At 52.2% G+C, this 15,697-nt stretch carries 14 protein-coding genes; 8 read left to right on the plus strand and 6 right to left on the minus strand.

All coding sequences use genetic code 11. The features are described 5' to 3' along the window. The first annotated feature begins 22 nt into the window (after positions 1 to 22). The 8 genes from ACWAU0_RS04360 (at position 23) to ACWAU0_RS04395 (ending at position 10,115) form a co-directional block, all read left to right on the plus strand. Entirely contained in the window at positions 23 to 445 is a 423-nt protein-coding gene (locus ACWAU0_RS04360; protein WP_129871332.1) for a hypothetical protein, read from the plus strand. Further along, the gene (locus tag ACWAU0_RS04365) at positions 442 to 2,988 is read left to right on the plus strand and encodes a putative bifunctional diguanylate cyclase/phosphodiesterase (RefSeq protein ID WP_458138418.1); all 2,547 of its coding nucleotides are present in this window, start codon (positions 442 to 444) and stop codon (positions 2,986 to 2,988) included. The genes ACWAU0_RS04360 and ACWAU0_RS04365 overlap by 4 nt, the downstream gene beginning before the upstream one ends. Positions 2,989 to 3,106: 118 nt before the next feature. After that, complete coding sequence (locus ACWAU0_RS04370; RefSeq protein ID WP_415879772.1) at positions 3,107 to 4,861, plus strand: methyl-accepting chemotaxis protein; 1,755 nt, start codon at positions 3,107 to 3,109, stop codon at positions 4,859 to 4,861. Positions 4,862 to 5,045: 184 nt separating this feature from the next. Further along, the gene (locus ACWAU0_RS04375) at positions 5,046 to 6,089 is read left to right on the plus strand and encodes a tRNA (5-methylaminomethyl-2-thiouridylate)-methyltransferase (RefSeq protein WP_458138419.1); all 1,044 of its coding nucleotides are present in this window, start codon (positions 5,046 to 5,048) and stop codon (positions 6,087 to 6,089) included. After that, positions 6,086 to 6,310 (plus strand): sulfurtransferase TusA family protein, encoded by a 225-nt coding sequence (locus tag ACWAU0_RS04380; protein WP_458138420.1) that lies wholly within the window; start codon positions 6,086 to 6,088, stop codon positions 6,308 to 6,310. Before ACWAU0_RS04375 ends, ACWAU0_RS04380 begins: the two co-directional genes overlap by 4 nt. 444 nt (positions 6,311 to 6,754) lie before the next feature. Continuing rightward, positions 6,755 to 7,474: a HEPN domain-containing protein gene (locus ACWAU0_RS04385; protein WP_458138421.1), complete on the plus strand. Its 720-nt coding sequence runs from the start codon at positions 6,755 to 6,757 to the stop codon at positions 7,472 to 7,474. A 469-nt stretch (positions 7,475 to 7,943) separates the two neighbouring features. Beyond that, positions 7,944 to 9,158 (plus strand): bifunctional glutamate N-acetyltransferase/amino-acid acetyltransferase ArgJ, encoded by a 1,215-nt coding sequence (gene argJ / locus ACWAU0_RS04390; protein ID WP_458138422.1) that lies wholly within the window; start codon positions 7,944 to 7,946, stop codon positions 9,156 to 9,158. Between the two features lie 12 nt (positions 9,159 to 9,170). After that, on the plus strand, positions 9,171 to 10,115 hold the full coding sequence (locus tag ACWAU0_RS04395; RefSeq protein ID WP_458138423.1) for a Nudix family hydrolase: 945 nt from the start codon (positions 9,171 to 9,173) through the stop codon (positions 10,113 to 10,115). 16 nt (positions 10,116 to 10,131) lie between these two features. On the opposite strand, the gene yacG is transcribed toward ACWAU0_RS04395, so the two are convergent. The 6 genes from yacG to pilB all read right to left on the minus strand — a co-directional run bounded on the left by yacG (position 10,132) and on the right by pilB (position 15,597). Beyond that, a complete protein-coding gene (yacG, locus tag ACWAU0_RS04400) occupies positions 10,132 to 10,335 on the minus strand; it encodes a DNA gyrase inhibitor YacG (RefSeq protein ID WP_033155846.1) in 204 nt (67 codons plus the stop codon). Further along, positions 10,335 to 11,108, minus strand: coding sequence for a cell division protein ZapD (gene zapD / locus ACWAU0_RS04405; protein ID WP_458138424.1), 774 nt, complete (start codon positions 11,106 to 11,108; stop codon positions 10,335 to 10,337). The genes yacG and zapD overlap by 1 nt, the downstream gene beginning before the upstream one ends. After that, positions 11,105 to 11,716, minus strand: a complete 612-nt coding sequence (coaE, locus tag ACWAU0_RS04410) for a dephospho-CoA kinase (RefSeq protein WP_458138425.1) — start codon at positions 11,714 to 11,716, stop codon at positions 11,105 to 11,107. The genes zapD and coaE overlap by 4 nt, the downstream gene beginning before the upstream one ends. A gap of 3 nt (positions 11,717 to 11,719) precedes the next feature. After that, positions 11,720 to 12,586: a prepilin peptidase gene (locus ACWAU0_RS04415; protein ID WP_458138426.1), complete on the minus strand. Its 867-nt coding sequence runs from the start codon at positions 12,584 to 12,586 to the stop codon at positions 11,720 to 11,722. Positions 12,587 to 12,661: 75 nt separating this feature from the next. Continuing rightward, entirely contained in the window at positions 12,662 to 13,879 is a 1,218-nt protein-coding gene (locus ACWAU0_RS04420) for a type II secretion system F family protein (RefSeq protein ID WP_205452935.1), read from the minus strand. 2 nt (positions 13,880 to 13,881) lie between these two features. Further along, a complete protein-coding gene (pilB, locus tag ACWAU0_RS04425; protein WP_458138427.1) occupies positions 13,882 to 15,597 on the minus strand; it encodes a type IV-A pilus assembly ATPase PilB in 1,716 nt (571 codons plus the stop codon). Positions 15,598 to 15,697 lie beyond the last annotated feature (100 nt).

Genomic DNA, 15,697 nt, shown 5'->3' on the forward strand with positions numbered 1-15,697 from the left:
TTGAATGCATCGGGGTTCATCTATGCAAGTATCGGTAACAGGTGAATGGTTTGAGGTGACTATCCGTAACACGTTGGAGTTTGCAAAATGCCATGAATTACTGGCGTCGTGCAAGGCTCACACCAAAGTCAATACGCGCGCCGGCGCCAGGATAACACTCGAGAATATCCCTACATTCAATATGTGCGGCATCGCCACCATCTCGCTAATCTGCGATTGGATGCAGGCCGGCGTCGAGCTGAATCTGCAAGGCTGTGGCGGCGACGTACATCAGATTTTCGATACCGGCATATTCGATAAATACTTCAGCAAACACACCCCCTACATTCGCACCACCCACCATGTGCCAGGAGCGCACAAAGCCGCGTTTAGCCAAGGATTGCCCGATACGCAAAACCCGCCCACGGTTACGTCCGGACCAAACCGTGCTGGAAAATTAGCGTGAAAACACCATTTTTCGACTTTTTCAGTGCGGGCGGACTGATGCCGCACGGGTTTTGCCTAAAGTGGACGCCCGGCCTGCTGTGGTCGTATGTGATTTCCGATGCCTTAATCGCTCTGGCCTATTTCGCGATTGCCGTCATTCTGGCTTATGTCGTATCACAGCGCCGAGACCTGAAATTTCGCGGCATCTATTTGATGTTCAGCTCATTTATTCTGGCCTGCGGGGCATCGCACTTGATGTCCATCTTCCTGATCTGGCAACCCTTGTATTGGTTGGATACCGCCATAAAAGCCTTGACGGCGACCATCTCCCTGGCAGCGGCAATATTGCTGATCAAGTTGGTGCCGCATGCATTGAAACTACCGAGCAATCGGCAACTGGCAGCCGAAATTGCCGTGCGCACGCAGGCGCAACAGGATCTACAGGAAAGCGAAAGCAAGCTAAAAGCCCTCAGCCAGCAACTCATCAGCCTGATAGAAGCCATTCCCGACGCTATTTTGTTCAAAGACGGCGACGGCCGCTTGTTATTCGCCAATGAGCACGCGCAACAGTTATTCCGATTTGACGGTATGGATTGGCAGGGCAAGACCTATCTGGAACTGGCCGATCAACAGCCGGACGCACTGGACAAGCATATAAAACTATTTTCGGATGAAGAAGCGGTATGGAAGGCCGGACACTTGATCATGTTCGAAGATCATATTCTCAACGACGAGGGCCGCTCGATCGAAATAGAGGTACGCAAAACGCCGATTTACCAGGAAAACGGCCAACGCAAAGGCATGGTGGTGATTAGCCGGGACATCAGCAACATCCGCTGGGCGGAGAGCCAATTGCGCATCGCCGAGCGCGCTATCGAGTCCCAGGAAGGGATCATGATTACCGACGAAAATAATATCATCTTGCGCGTCAACAACGCCTTCACCCGGCTGACCGGTTATCAGCCGGACGAAGTCATCGGCAACAAACCCTCGATTTTAAAATCCGGCCGCCACGGCCAAGAGTTTTACCGGGAAATGTGGGCCGCTCTGAAGCGCGAAAAATTCTGGCAAGGCGAGGTGTGGGACAGGCGTAAAAACGGCGACGTGTACCCGAAGTGGCTGACAATCAGCGTAGTAACCGGCGCGGACGGCCACACTTGCAACTACGTGGCGGCCTTTACCGACATTAGCCAGCACAAGGAAGCGCAAGCCGCCATTCACCGCCTGGCTTATTACGACCCGCTCACCGACCTGCCCAATCGCCGCCTGTTGCAAGACCGGCTACAGCAAGCCTTACACAATAGCCGTTGCGTGGGCAAACATGGCGCGGTGTTGATGATTGATGTCGATAATTTCAAAACGATTAACGATACCCAGGGCCACCAAATCGGCGATCAGCTACTAATAGAAATTGCCTCGCGCCTAAAGTCCTGCGTCCGTCAAGGCGATACCGTTGCCCGGCTGGGCGGCGACGAATTTATCGTGCTGCTGGAAAATCTGGGCAGCGCGCAAGCCGAGGCAACCGCGAATGCCGAAGACGTTGCACACAAAATATTGTGCGCCATCAATACCGGCATGTTGTTAAACGGTAAGGAACATCTCGGCTCCATCAGTATCGGCATTGCCATATTCGACGAACACAACAACTCGTTCGACGACACGCTGAGGCGCGCCGACGCGGCGCTGTACCAGGCCAAGGATGCCGGCCGCAACACGCTGCGCTTCTTCGATCCACAGATGCAGGCCTTATTGGAATCGCGCGTACTGCTGGAGTTCGATTTACGCCATGCCCAGGCCCAAGATCAGCTAAGCCTGCATTACCAACCCCAGGTCGATAAAAACGCCCAGATTTTTGGCGCAGAAGTGCTATTACGCTGGAAACATCCGCAAAAAGGCATGATTTCGCCGGCCGAGTTTATCCCGCTAGCCGAAGAATCCGGCTTGATTCTGCCCATCGGCGAATGGGTGTTGCAATGCGCCTGCGAGCAACTCAAGGCCTGGGAACAGAATCCGCTCACCCAGCATTTACAGCTTGCCGTCAATGTAAGCGCCAGACAGTTCCGTCAAGCCGATTTCGTCGAATCGATCTGCCGAATTCTTAACAACTCGGGCGCCAACTCGGCAAAACTCAAACTGGAATTGACCGAAAGCATGGTATTGCACGATGTCGAAGATGCCATCGAAAAAATGCAAACGCTGAAATCATTGGGCGTACGTTTTTCGATGGACGACTTCGGCACCGGATATTCCTCACTGAGTTATCTAAAGAAGTTGCCGCTTAGCCAACTCAAAATCGATCAAAGCTTTGTGCGCGACCTTATCGTTGATCCTAACGATGCGGTCATTGCCCAAACCATTATCGGCATGGGCCACAACCTGGGCCTGAATGTGATTGCGGAAGGGGTGGAAACCCAGGATCAACGCATCTGCCTGGAGCGTATAGGCTGCGATGCCTTTCAAGGCTACCTGTTCGGCAAACCCATGCCCTTACCTGAATTCGAACGTGTAATACACAGCTTGAACCGGGCGATTCGACCGGAAAACATCCGCAACGGCAGCTAAATGGCCGTCATTTTAAGCCCTCATTGATTTTCTACACGACTTGGCGACATGGCATGTTTGATCATCCATCTGCCGTTTCACTCACTCTTATAACAATAAATTTAACGGGGGAAATCTTATGTTCTTAATGAACTGGCATTCGGTGGGAGTCAAAGTGGTAGCAATAACCACGGGCATACTCTTCGTCCTGAGCTTGGGCTTGTTGTTGATGTTTGCCAACATCGAAAAACAAAAACTGATAGACCGCAAGATTGAATCGTCCCGGCAATTGCTGCTGCTTTCCGAATCGATTCGCGACAATGTAGCCAAAAATTGGGAAAGCGGCCTTTACTCGCCGGAGTACCTCCGGCAGTTGGTGCAAGGCAAGGATGAAGCCAGCCGCCGGTCGTTGATTATCGCGACCGTCCCCACCGCCAATGCCTGGGACGTGATAGAAGCCAAAGCCAAGGAAGGCGGTTTTCGTTTTAAAGCGCCGGCACTGAATCCGCGCAATCCGCCCAGAAACATGCCGGACCAACTGGAACAACAGGTTTTGGACAAATTCAAAAAAGACCCGGCGCTAAGCGAATACAGCATGGTCGACGAAGAGAAACAAGAAATTCGCTATTTCAGACCGGTGAAAATGACCAAACAATGCGAGCTTTGTCACGGCGACCCGCAAACCTCGCAAGCCTTATGGGGCAACGGCAAGGGCCAGGATTTACTCGGTTATGCCATGGAAAACCGCCGGACTGGCGACTTGCACGGCGCATTCGAAATCATCACTCCCTTTAGCAACGCCTTTAGCGAGTTGAAGCAAACCGTGTTTTACGCTGTCGGCTTTTTGGGTTTGACGCTTTTAATCATCGGTATCACCGGTTATCTGGTGATGAGTAAAATCATCATCGGCCCACTGACTGCATTGGCGCTGAACCTGCAAGCCATTTGCAGCGGAGACGGCGATTTGCGCGCCAGGCTCAGCGCGTCGGGTAAATCCGAGTTTGCCTGGGTGGCTTCCAGTTTTAATGCCTTCGTGAAGAAAATCGCCAAAACCGTTGAAGAAATCAGCGTGACCAGCGACCGGCTGGCGCAGGCAGCCAACAAACTGGCAACCATCACCCAATCCACCCAACAAGGCGTAGAGCGGCAATTGCAAGAAACCACGCTGGTGGCCAATGCAATGAAACAAATGACATCGACTGTACAAGAGGTTGCCAAAAACGCGGTTAAAGCATCCGAAGCCGCCGAAAATGCGGACCGGGAAGCGACGTCAGGCAAAAATATCGTCACGCAAGCAGTTGGCGGTATTAACGAATTAGCCACCGAAGTGGAAAATGCCGCCAATGTGATTCACGATCTGGAAACCGACAGCAACAGCATAGGCGAAGTATTAAGCGTGATTCAGGGCATCGCCGAGCAAACCAATTTATTGGCGTTGAATGCGGCGATTGAAGCCGCCCGCGCCGGCGAGCAAGGCCGCGGCTTTGCAGTGGTGGCGGATGAAGTCAGAACTTTGGCCAGCCGCACGCAAAACTCGACGCTGGAAATCCGCCAAACCATAGAAAGGTTGCAAGGCCGGGCGAAACAAGCGGTTTCGGTGATGGAAAACGGCAGAAAACGCGCCGCCTCCAGTGTTGAGCAAGCCGCTTCGGCAGGTGATTCGATCAATACCATCAGCGAGAGAATATTTACCATCAACGACATGAATAATCAGATCGCCACCGCCGCAGAGCAACAGACAGCGGTCGCGGAAGAAATTAACCGTAATGTCAGCAATATCAGCCATGTGTCCCAAGAAACCTCCAGCGGCGCCAAACATACCGCCGATGCCTGCCATGAGTTGCTTGAGCTGGCCAATCAATTACGGCAGACGGTTGGCCATTTTAGAATTTAAAGCCATCGCTTCGCCGGCCGTCAGCGGCCGGCGAATCACCGACCCACCAAGGCAAACCCCTGATTTTTTGGTGGATTTTCCAGCCGAAAGTTGCCCAATTAATTGTTTGCCCTCGTTGCTGACAGCCGCATATTGCTGAAATCCACAGTATAATGCGGCGTTTTTCCTGCTAGACATCTGAGTTATGAGTCAACAAAGAAAAGCGGTGGCGCTGATTTCCGGCGGCCTGGACTCCATGCTGGCTACCCAAGCCATCCTTGAGCAAGGTATCCACGTCGAGGGCATCAATTTTTTCACCGGCTTTTGCGTGGAAGGCCACACGCATGCGATACGTAAGCAAGACGCCGACAAGGTCAAGCGCAACAACTCGCTGTGGGTGGCCGAGCAGTTGGGTATCAAACTGCATATCATCGATGTTATCGAAGAATACAAAAACGTCCTTCTAAACCCAAAACACGGTTACGGCGCCAACCTGAATCCCTGCCTGGATTGCAAGATTTTCATGGTCAACAAGGCCAAACAGTGGATGGTGGAAAACGGCTTTGATTTTATCATCACCGGCGAAGTGGTCGGCCAACGGCCAATGTCGCAGCGCAAGCAAACCATGCCCATCGTCGCGGCCCAGTCCGGTGCCGACGATTTACTGGTCCGCCCCTTATCCGCGCAAAATTTACCCGCCACCTTGCCGGAACGCGAAGGCTGGATCAGCCGTGAAAAAATGTTCGGTTTTAGCGGTCGGTCACGCAAACCGCAAATGACCTTGGCGAAAGAATACGGCTTTACCGACTACGCCCAACCCGCCGGCGGCTGCTGTTTCTTGACCGACGAAGCCTATTCGTTGAAGTTGGTTGATCTATGGAAAGCGCGCGGCGAACGCGATTACGATCTGGACGATGTGATGCTGCTGAAAGTGGGCCGGCATATCCGCCCCAAACCACATTTCAAAGTCATCATAGCGCGCGAAGACGGTGAAGCCCGCTTCATGAGCGGTTATAAAAAAGAGTTTATCAGCATGAACTGCGCCAGCCATCGCGGCCCACTGGCCTTAATCGACGGCACGCCCAGTGAAGACGATTTGCTGCAAGCCGCGCAGATTACCGCACGCTATGGCCAGGGCCGCGAAGCCGAGCAAGTGGAAGTGACCATCCGCGACCGGGAAGGCAACGAGCGCAATGTGTTCGTTAAACCTTTGCTCGCCGACGAAATTCCGCAGGAGTGGTTCGTATGAGTGGCCATGTTTTGAACGCCCGCCGGCTGCTCTGCCCTTTGCCGGTGATCCGCACGCAGGACAAGGTAAAAACCCTGGTGACAGGTGACGTGCTGACTGTTGAATGTACCGATCCTGGGGTGATGCAGGATATTCCGGCTTGGTGTCGGATTAATGGGCATCGGGTTTTGGATACACGAGTTGCCGATGGTGAGTATGTGATTGTTTTGGAAGTGGGCTAAGTTGTTTGGTTGGTTGGTTGGTTGTGTCGCTGTCGCGACGGGTTGATTTGATGTCGGTTTCACGAAAAACGTCCTTGTTTTTCGCCCTTCGGGTGCTAACGCATGCAAATCGGCTATCCTGCCGATTTGTCGGCCCGACGGCCGAGTGACTTTTCTTTGTTTGGCCAAAGAAAAGTCACCAAAAGAAAAGCCACCCGGATGCCGTTTTTTCCCTGCGCTCCGTAGCTTTCGACGGGGATCGACAGAAGGGGCTTCCTGCCCCTCTGTCGATGTGCGGCATCCATGCCGCACCCCTGCGGGCTATTCCCGCCGAAAGCCCCGGTGCTCGGCGCGGCATACGGGATTAAAACCGTCGCGATATAAAGAAATAGTTTATTTGCGGATACGGATGATATACAGAAACCATTTAATAACTTATTAAACCGAAATAGTGGATGCAATAAAATGATGGAGGATCAGGATTTAATCAACGACTACGCAGAACGGTCATTACGATATACTGCTGACGAGGATTATATTGCCGCAAGAATGAGTTATAAGGCAGGATTAATTGAACCATTTTTATGGTCGAGCCTGCATTCAATAGAAAAATACCTAAAAGCTCTTTTACTTTTCAAACGAAGACCTGCGAAGGGTTTCAAACATGACATTGTCCGTTTGCTGGACGCGGCAATTGCAATCGAAGGGCTTGATTTACGACTTTCCAAAAAGGCAAAGTCGTTTATTGGTTACATAAATGAGTTTGGCGAAAACCGTTATTTTGAAGGAGCGGCATGTTTAAAAGAATGCGCTCTTGACTGCCTTGATGAGGTTGTTTGGTATATTCGTAGGTATTGCTACGACGAAAGTGCTTATGAAGGATATAACCTTCGAAAAATTGAGTCGGCAGACTTAGAGAAAAACCCAAAAGAGTACCGCCTATCGGGAGGGCTTTTGGAAAAAATTGTTAAAGAAAAGCCTATTGCCTATAGTTATCTTGTTTGGGATAACTTCTTTTATGGCGATGAAAACATTGACAGAGATGATATACGAAGAAAGCAATCGAAATTCTCTGTTATAAACCCGCCTTTAGCCTACTTCGGTAAAGAAGCATTTGAAACTCTGAAGGAGTTTGTCGATTTCTCTTATGACACAAAGCAATATTTCAAAGAGAACGCCGAATAGGTACGCATTACTTATCTTGTTGAACTTAAAGCCCTGTAGGGTGGGCACGGCTGTTTGTGCCCACGCGAATTTATAGCTATCGACTCAACAAGGTGGGCAGAAAAGCGTTGCCCACCCTACATTTGAACGTCGCATTAAGGTTGATAGCACCAAGCGCATCTGATTTACGGGATGGTTTTTTCCCGTATGCCGCGCCGAGCACCGGAGCTTTTGGACGGTATAGCCCGTAGGGGCGATGCAGGGATGCATCGCGTTGCCGAAGGGGCAGGAAGCCCCTTTCGGCAACCCCGTTCAAAAGCTTCGGAGCGCAGGTAATAAGCGGCGTCTGGGTGTCTTTTCTTTTGGGTACTTTTCTTTGGACAAGCAAAGAAAAGTACCTCGGCTGTCGGGCCGAGACCCGACATCAAATCAACCCGTCGCGACAGCGACACAAAATAGAACAGCTAATTAGTATTAACAGGTTACAACAATGGCAGTAGGACAAATCGACTTCCCCACCATGCATGCCGTAAAGGGCATCAAACTCGGCACCTGCAATGCCGGCATCAAGCAAACTGTCCGCGACGATATTTTAGTCATCGAAATGGCGGAGGGCGGCAGTTGCGCGGCGGTGTTTACCCAAAATGCCTTTTGCGCGGCGCCGGTACATATCGCCAAAGCCCATTTATCGCAAAACCCGCGCTGGTTGCTGGTCAATTCCGGCAACGCCAATGCCGGGACCGGTAAGCAAGGCCTGCAAGATGCCTTCGCCTGCTGCGCCAATCTGGCCGGCGAAGTGGAGGCCTTGGCACAACAGGTGTTGCCGTTCTCCACTGGCGTCATCGGCGAACCGCTGCCGGTGGAAAAACTCACGGCGGCATTGCCGAGCGCTGTCGCAAACTTGTCTGAAGCACATTGGGATAAAGCCGCGCGCGCGATTATGACCACCGACACCTTCCCCAAGGGCGCTTCGATCATCATCAATATCGCCGGCCATCCGGTGACGATTACCGGGATTTCCAAGGGTGCCGGCATGATTCAACCCAATATGGCTACCATGCTGGGTTTTGTGGCTAGCGATGCCCGTATCGAGCAATCGCTGTTGCAACAGTGTCTGAGCGCGGCGGCGGAAAAATCCTTTAATCGGATTACCGTGGATGGTGATACCTCGACTAACGACGCCTGCGTATTGCTGGCCAGCGGTAGTAGCTCGGCACCGGAAATTCTGGCCGACAGCGCGGAATATGCAACCTTCGCCGAGGCCGTGATGGCGATTTGCAAACGCCTGGCGGAGCTGATTATTCGCGACGGAGAAGGTGCGACCAAGCTGATGCGCATCGTCGTCGAGCAAGCCCGCGATAGCGCCGAGGCGGTGCAAGTCGCTAAAACCATCGCCCATTCTCCGTTGGTAAAAACCGCCTTCTTCGCCAGCGACCCGAACTGGGGACGGATTCTGGCAGCGGTCGGCCGGGCCGGTGTCGAAAACATGGACTTGGATAAAATCGAAATTTATCTGGGTACGGTGTGCATCGTCGAAAACGGCGGCAGAGCCCGCTCGTACACCGAACAGGATGGTCAGCGCGTGATGAATCAGGAGGAAATCGTCGTCACGGTCAGACTGGGACGAGGCACAGCTAGCGAGGAAGTGTTGACCTGCGATTTTTCCTACGATTACGTGAAAATCAACGCCGAATACCGTACCTAAGCGGCTAAAAGTATGTCAAGCAATAATCAGCGTCTGCATGTTGCGGTCGGCGTAATCCGCGACGGCGACGGCAGGATTTTGATTACCCAACGCGCCAAACACGCGCATCAAGGCGGCTTGTGGGAATTTCCAGGCGGCAAACTGGAAACAGATGAACCGGTACAGCAAGCACTAGCCCGTGAGCTGGCGGAAGAAGTTGGTATTCAGGTAGAAACCGCAACACCGCTGATCAAAATCAACCACGATTATGGCGACAGGCATGTGTTGCTGGATGTTTGGAATGTCAGCGCCTTTGCCGGCCAAGCCAGAGGCTGCGAAGGTCAGGCGATGCGCTGGATTGATGCCGAGCAACTAAAGGAGTTTACCTTTCCGGCCGCCAACACCCCCATCATCGCCGCCGCGCAACTTCCGCATTATTACGCCATCCTGGAAGGCCGCAGCGCGACGGAAGCGCTAGACAATTGCCGGCGGATTTTGGCAAACGGTGTCAAGCTGCTGCAATTTCGCGTCAAGTCTTTACCTATTGCCGATTTGCAAACTGTCTTCGAGCAGGTTTCTCAGCTTTGCCGGCAGCAACAGGTTAGCTTGCTGGTCAACGCCGATTTGCCTGTCGATACGGTTAATGCGCAAGGCCTGCACCTGAGCAGCCGCACCTTGCTGGCTTGTCATGAACGGCCAAACGGCTATCGCTGGGTAGCGGCATCGTGTCATAACCTTGAGGAACTACAACACGCGGCAGCGCTGGGCCTGGACTTTGCGGTTTTAGCGCCCATCCAAGCGACCGCATCCCATCCGGACGCCACGCCGCTAGGCTGGCAGACTTTCACCGAATTGCTCGAGCACATCAATTTACCGGTGTTTGCCTTGGGTGGTTTGGGGAGGCACCACCTGAACCGAGCCCTTGCCGCCGGCGCTCAGGGCATAGCCGGCATCAGCACCTTTTTAGCGGCAGATTAGCAGGATAAAACCCGGCTTAGTAGGATTCGAAATCCGAATTTTCGCCGTCTTCGTCAAGCAGTGGCGGACCGGGGATTTTATGGGCTTCGGTAGCCCAATCGCCCAAATCGATCAATTTGCAACGTTCGGAACAGAACGGCTTGAATGGTTCGGCGGCTATCCAGGCTACCGGCTTGCGACAAGTGGGACATGCCACCATAGTCGGGGTATTCGCGGTCATCAGAACATGCAGCGGGTCAAAGAAAATTCAATATCGTCCAACGTCTGGCTGGGCCGGTTTTCGTCAACCGATGGATTCATAAACCGGATGCTGAACCGATGCTTGCCACCGCTGATTTCGGCAAAACACGGGGTGTCAGCCGCTAAGCCAACTCGAAGCAATTGCACCGGATGGTTTTTATTGTCCAGCGCCAATTGGAAAAATCCGGCCTTGGCAAGTTCCTGGGTGGGCACGCTGCTTTGCCGAATAAAACCCAGGATCAAATCAATCGCTACCCGAATATCCACGAACGGTTGAGTCCAGCGTTCCAGGTCTTTTTGCTGCTCGGCTTCGTGTTGCTCCAGCCAGTAATGAAAAGCCGGCAAATCGAAGGAACAGCTGCCGCCGGGGATGGAGTTGCGCTGCGAGATACTTTGAAACAAATCGCTTTCCATCACGCTGATGCCAATTTTGCCGTTGGCGCTATACAAATTACGGCTGGCTTGATTCAGCTCGAGCAGTATTTCCTGCAATTTCTCATCATCAACGCCATAGCTATGCGCCAGTTGATTCAATACTTTGGTGTGCCTATCCAGCTCTTTGATCAACTCGGATTTCAAGTCGCTGCGGCTGAAGATCATCAAGATGTCGAGTAAAACCGAAATGGCGGCGCGTTTATCGAAGACCGAAGCGCCCAACATGAAGTGACTGAGCTGTTGAAAGAGTTGCTCCAAGCGCATAAACACCCGAATTCGTTCATTGAGAGGGAATTCGTAGATAGTTTGTGTATTCAAGCCGATTGTGTCCTGACGGTGGCTAATAAAGTGTAGGAATTGTGCAGTCTTTTAACCTGTTCTGCAAGTTGCTCCGGGCCGGCGATATTCTCGATGACATCGTCCGCTTTGCTTAAACGTTCTGGCCGCGACATTTGGCTGTCGATGATGGCTTGCACTTGCTGGCGAGCAAGTTTATCGCGCGCGGTAACCCGGGCTATTTGCAAATCCACCGGGCAATCGATCAATAAAACCCGATCCACGACATAAGGATTTTTCGACTCCAGCAGCAGTGGCACGGCAATTATGCAATAGTCGGCCGTTAACTCGCGGACATCCTCCGCGATCTTCCCGTACACCAAGGGATGCATGATGCCATCCAATTCACGCTTTTTGTCCCTATCAGTGAATACCGCATCGCGCAGTCTGGCGCGATTCAAGCTACCGTCCTGGTTAAGCATCTGTTGCCCAAAAGACCTGGCGATCAGCGACAGAGCAGCTTCTCCCGGCTCGACCAACTGTCGGGCAATCAGATCTGCATCAACAATAGGAACGCCAAATTCGGCAAACAACCGGCAAACCGTGGATTTACCGCTGCCTATGCCGCCCGTCAGACCAATCTTCAGCATCGCCTACAAACCGGCAGTATGCAGATATAAGGCATTCAGCTCCGGTCCGAACAACATTGCCAACCAGCCGGCCATGGCCAGATAAGGCCCGAAGGGTATCGGTTTGCCGGCATCGCGTTTGCCGAACACGATCATCGCGATACCGATGACCGCACCCACCAAAGATGACAGAAGAATGATCAACGGCAGATATTGCCAGCCCAGCCAGGCCCCGAATAGTGCCAGCAGTTTGAAATCGCCGTAGCCCATCCCTTCCTTGCCGGTCAGCAATTTAAAAAGTTGATAAACGCTCCACAGGCTCAAATAGCCAGCCACCGCGCCGATGATCGCGTCGTGGCTATTCGTGTATATATCAAACAGGCTTAACAACAGGCCCAGCCACAGCATCGGCAGCGTGATCGAGTCCGGTAATAATTGCTGATCGATGTCGATAAAACTCAATGCGATCAAACACCAGGTCAAAGGTAATGCAAACGCTAAAGCCCAACCGTAACCGAAATGCCAAGCCACCACAGCAGAACATAAACCGGTAAACGCTTCGATAAGCGGGTAACGGATGGCGATTTTCACCCCGCAATGTGCGCATTTGCCGCCCAACAACAGGTAACTGATGACCGGAATGTTTTGATAGGCTTTGATTTCGGTTTTGCACGACGGGCAATGCGAGGCCGGCAACATCAGGTTGAACACTTCGCTTGCTTCATCCTGTGGGAGCTGCAAATATTCCCGGCATTCGCGCCGCCAACCCGTCTGCATCATCACCGGCAAACGGTAGATAACCACGTTTAGGAAGCTGCCGACCAGAAGGCCCAGCACGCAAACGACGCTGATCAGAAACAGCGGATATTGTTGTAGAGTGGCAAAAACCATGAGGAAGAGAGAATATCCGTAATTCGGCCCCGGCGCTCGGCCCAACGATGGCAAGCAACCAGGGAATAACAAAAACTAAATAGCCGCGCCCAACTTGAAGATAGGCAGATACATCGCGACGATCAAGCCGCCGACCAGGATACCCAGGATCACCATGATGATAGGCTCCATCAAACTGCTCAAGTTATCGACCAGGTTATCCACTTCTTCTTCGTAAAAGTCGGCTACTTTGTCCAGCATCGCATCAATGGAACCGGACTCCTCGCCGATCGCCACCATTTGCACCACCATATTCGGAAACATGCCGGTGGTCTCCAAAGCAAACTTCAATTGCTGGCCGGTGGAAACGTCGTCGCGCACAGCCATCACCGCTTCGTAAAATAAAATATTGCCGCAAGCCCCTGCCACCGAAACCAGTGCTTCAACCAAGGGTACGCCAGCCGCAGACATGGTGGACAGTGTTCTGGCAAAACGAGCGATGGCCGATTTTTCCAGGATCATCCCGACAACCGGGATTTTCAGCAAAGTCTTATCCAGAAAATGGTTAAACGCCTTCGAGCGCTTTTTAAAATAATTGAACACGTAAGCGGTAATGGCGATCACGCCAATCACCGCCCACCACCATTCCTGCACCCACGCCGACAGCTCAATAACAAATTGGGTAAATGCCGGTAGGTCGGCGCCAAAGCCTTTAAACAAATCCTCAAACACCGGCACTACGAAAATCAGCAAAATCGCGGTGACGATAAACGCCACGACCAACACTGCAATCGGGTAGGTCAATGCTTTTTTAACCTTCTTTTTGATCGATTCGGTTTTTTCTTTGTAGGTGGCAATCTTATCGAGCAAAGTTTCCAATACCCCGGCATGTTCGCCGGCTTCGACCAAATTGCAGAACAGCGCATCAAAATACAGTGGCTTACGGTTTAAGGCCTGGGCCAGGGTATCGCCACCTTCCACATCGGCTTTTATCGATAACAGCAACTCCGACATACTGGCATTGTCGTGTCCCTTGCCGATAATGTCGAACGATTGCACCAAAGGCACACCAGCGGCCAGCATAGTCGCCAACTGCCTGGCGAACACCGCGATGTCGCCGGGCGTGATTTTCTGCACTCTGGCACCGAACAAGGGCTTGGACTTGGCTTTGATACCGATGACCCGAATGCCCATCCGCCTTAATTCGGTGCGCGCAATGACCTCGCTCTTGGCGCTGATGGTGCCTTTGGTTTTCTTGTTTTGCCTATCGAAACCGTCCCAATTGAACTCGATTTGTTCGTCTTGCTTTGCCATGATTATTCCTTGGTGACCCGGTCAATTTCTTGCAGCGAGGTAACGCCTTGCTTAATTTTTAACAGCCCCGACATTCTTAAATCGTTGATCCCTTCACTTTTCGACAATTCCGCCATTTGCATGGAATTACCGCCGTTCAAAATCAGCGCACGCATTTTTTCGGTGATAGGCATTACCTGGTAGATCCCTACCCTGCCCTTGTAACCGTTATTGCAATGTTCACAACCCACTGGACCGTAGACTTTAAACGTACCGATTTCCTCCTGCTTAAACCCGGCCGACAGCAAGGTGCTTTCCGGATAATCAACTTCTTGCTTGCAATGCTCGCATAAGCGCCGCGCCAGCCGTTGTGCCATGATCAAAATCACCGCCGAAACAATATTGAACGGTTCTATGCCCATTTGCACCAAACGGTTAATGGTTTGCGGCGCATCATTGGTATGCAAGGTAGACAACACCATGTGACCGGTTTGCGCCGCCTTGACCGCGATACTGGCGGTTTCCAGGTCGCGAATCTCGCCAACCATGATGATGTCCGGATCTTGCCGCAAAAACGCCCGTAGCGCTTCGGCAAAGGTCAGGCCGGCCTTGGGATTGACGTTGACCTGGTTGATGCCTTCCACGGTGATCTCGACCGGATCTTCGGCGGTGGAAATATTGGTTTCGATGCTGTTCAGAATATTCAGCCCGGTATACAGCGATACGGTTTTACCGCTACCGGTCGGCCCGGTGACCAACACCATGCCGTAAGGCTTGTGGATCGCCTCCAGAAAATTTTTCTGCTGCTCGGGCTCGAAGCCGAGTTTCTCGATGCCAATTTGCGCACTGGTCGGATCGAGAATCCGCATTACCACTTTTTCACCGAACAACGTCGGGCAGGTGTTTACCCGAAAATCGATGGCCCGGTTCTTGGAAATCTGCATTTTGATCCGGCCGTCCTGCGGCACCCGCCGTTCGGCAATGTCCATTTTCGACATGACTTTCAGCCGGGAAATAATCCGGTTGGCAATGCCCACCGGCGGACTGGCCACCTCCGATAAAATACCATCGGCCCGAAAACGGATACGGAATTTCTTCTCGAAAGGCTCCAGGTGTATGTCCGACACCCCTCGTTTGATCGAGTCCAGCAGGATTTTGTTCACAAAACGGACGATAGGCGCGTCATCAATATCCGAGCCTATTGCTTCGTCGGCCGGTTTGCTGTCGTCGCCTGCGGAAATATCGATATTATCCAGATCGTCGTCCAACAGATCCTTCATCGACGTATCGGCAGCCTCCAGCGCCGTGTCTATCATGCGGATCAGCTTGTCTTCTTCAACCAGAATATTTTCGGTGTTGTGCCGGGTATGAAACTTGATCTCGTCCAGCGCCTGAAAATTGGTCGGATCTGCGGTGGCGACAAACAAGCGGTTGCCGCGCTTGAATAAAGGTAAGGCATGATGCTGGCGAATCAATTTCTCGCTGACTAGTTTGATCGGCAAGAATGAAGGATCTATGGCATCCAGATCGAAAAACGGCACACCAAACTCCGCCGAAGCCAGCATAGCCACGGTTTTGCTGTCCGCATACTTATGTTCCACCAAATAGCTGATAAACGCTTGTTTACGCTTCTGCGCCTCCTGCAAACAGGTCGCCGCCGATTCCTCGGTCAACAAACCTTTTTGAATCAGGCATTTGACCAAGCCGCTGAAATGGATGTTAGTGGGTGCTGTCGCCATGAAAAAAAGTCTGGATTGGTTTTACTGCAACTAAGTGCTGCAACTATAGATGAAGTAAGGATTTTATCCAAACTCATCAAGCCATGCCCAAGACTTTAAC

It is taken from the genome of Methylomonas sp. Uni0009 (assembly GCF_054188105.3).

Excerpts from the sequence above, each read along its gene's own strand:
- pilB (WP_458138427.1), bottom strand. The coding sequence starts at position 15,597 with ATGGCGACAGCACCCACTAACATCCATTTCAGCGGCTTGGTCAAATGC.
- ACWAU0_RS04420 (WP_205452935.1), bottom strand. The coding sequence starts at position 13,879 with ATGGCAAAGCAAGACGAACAAATCGAGTTCAATTGGGACGGTTTCGAT.
- ACWAU0_RS04385 (WP_458138421.1), top strand. The coding sequence starts at position 6,755 with ATGATGGAGGATCAGGATTTAATCAACGACTACGCAGAACGGTCATTA.
- ACWAU0_RS04375 (WP_458138419.1), top strand. The coding sequence starts at position 5,046 with ATGAGTCAACAAAGAAAAGCGGTGGCGCTGATTTCCGGCGGCCTGGAC.
- ACWAU0_RS04415 (WP_458138426.1), bottom strand. The coding sequence starts at position 12,586 with ATGGTTTTTGCCACTCTACAACAATATCCGCTGTTTCTGATCAGCGTC.
- ACWAU0_RS04370 (WP_415879772.1), top strand. The coding sequence starts at position 3,107 with ATGTTCTTAATGAACTGGCATTCGGTGGGAGTCAAAGTGGTAGCAATA.
- ACWAU0_RS04380 (WP_458138420.1), top strand. The coding sequence starts at position 6,086 with ATGAGTGGCCATGTTTTGAACGCCCGCCGGCTGCTCTGCCCTTTGCCG.
- coaE (WP_458138425.1), bottom strand. The coding sequence starts at position 11,716 with ATGCTGAAGATTGGTCTGACGGGCGGCATAGGCAGCGGTAAATCCACG.
- yacG (WP_033155846.1), bottom strand. The coding sequence starts at position 10,335 with ATGACCGCGAATACCCCGACTATGGTGGCATGTCCCACTTGTCGCAAG.
- argJ (WP_458138422.1), top strand. The coding sequence starts at position 7,944 with ATGGCAGTAGGACAAATCGACTTCCCCACCATGCATGCCGTAAAGGGC.
- ACWAU0_RS04360 (WP_129871332.1), top strand. The coding sequence starts at position 23 with ATGCAAGTATCGGTAACAGGTGAATGGTTTGAGGTGACTATCCGTAAC.
- ACWAU0_RS04395 (WP_458138423.1), top strand. The coding sequence starts at position 9,171 with ATGTCAAGCAATAATCAGCGTCTGCATGTTGCGGTCGGCGTAATCCGC.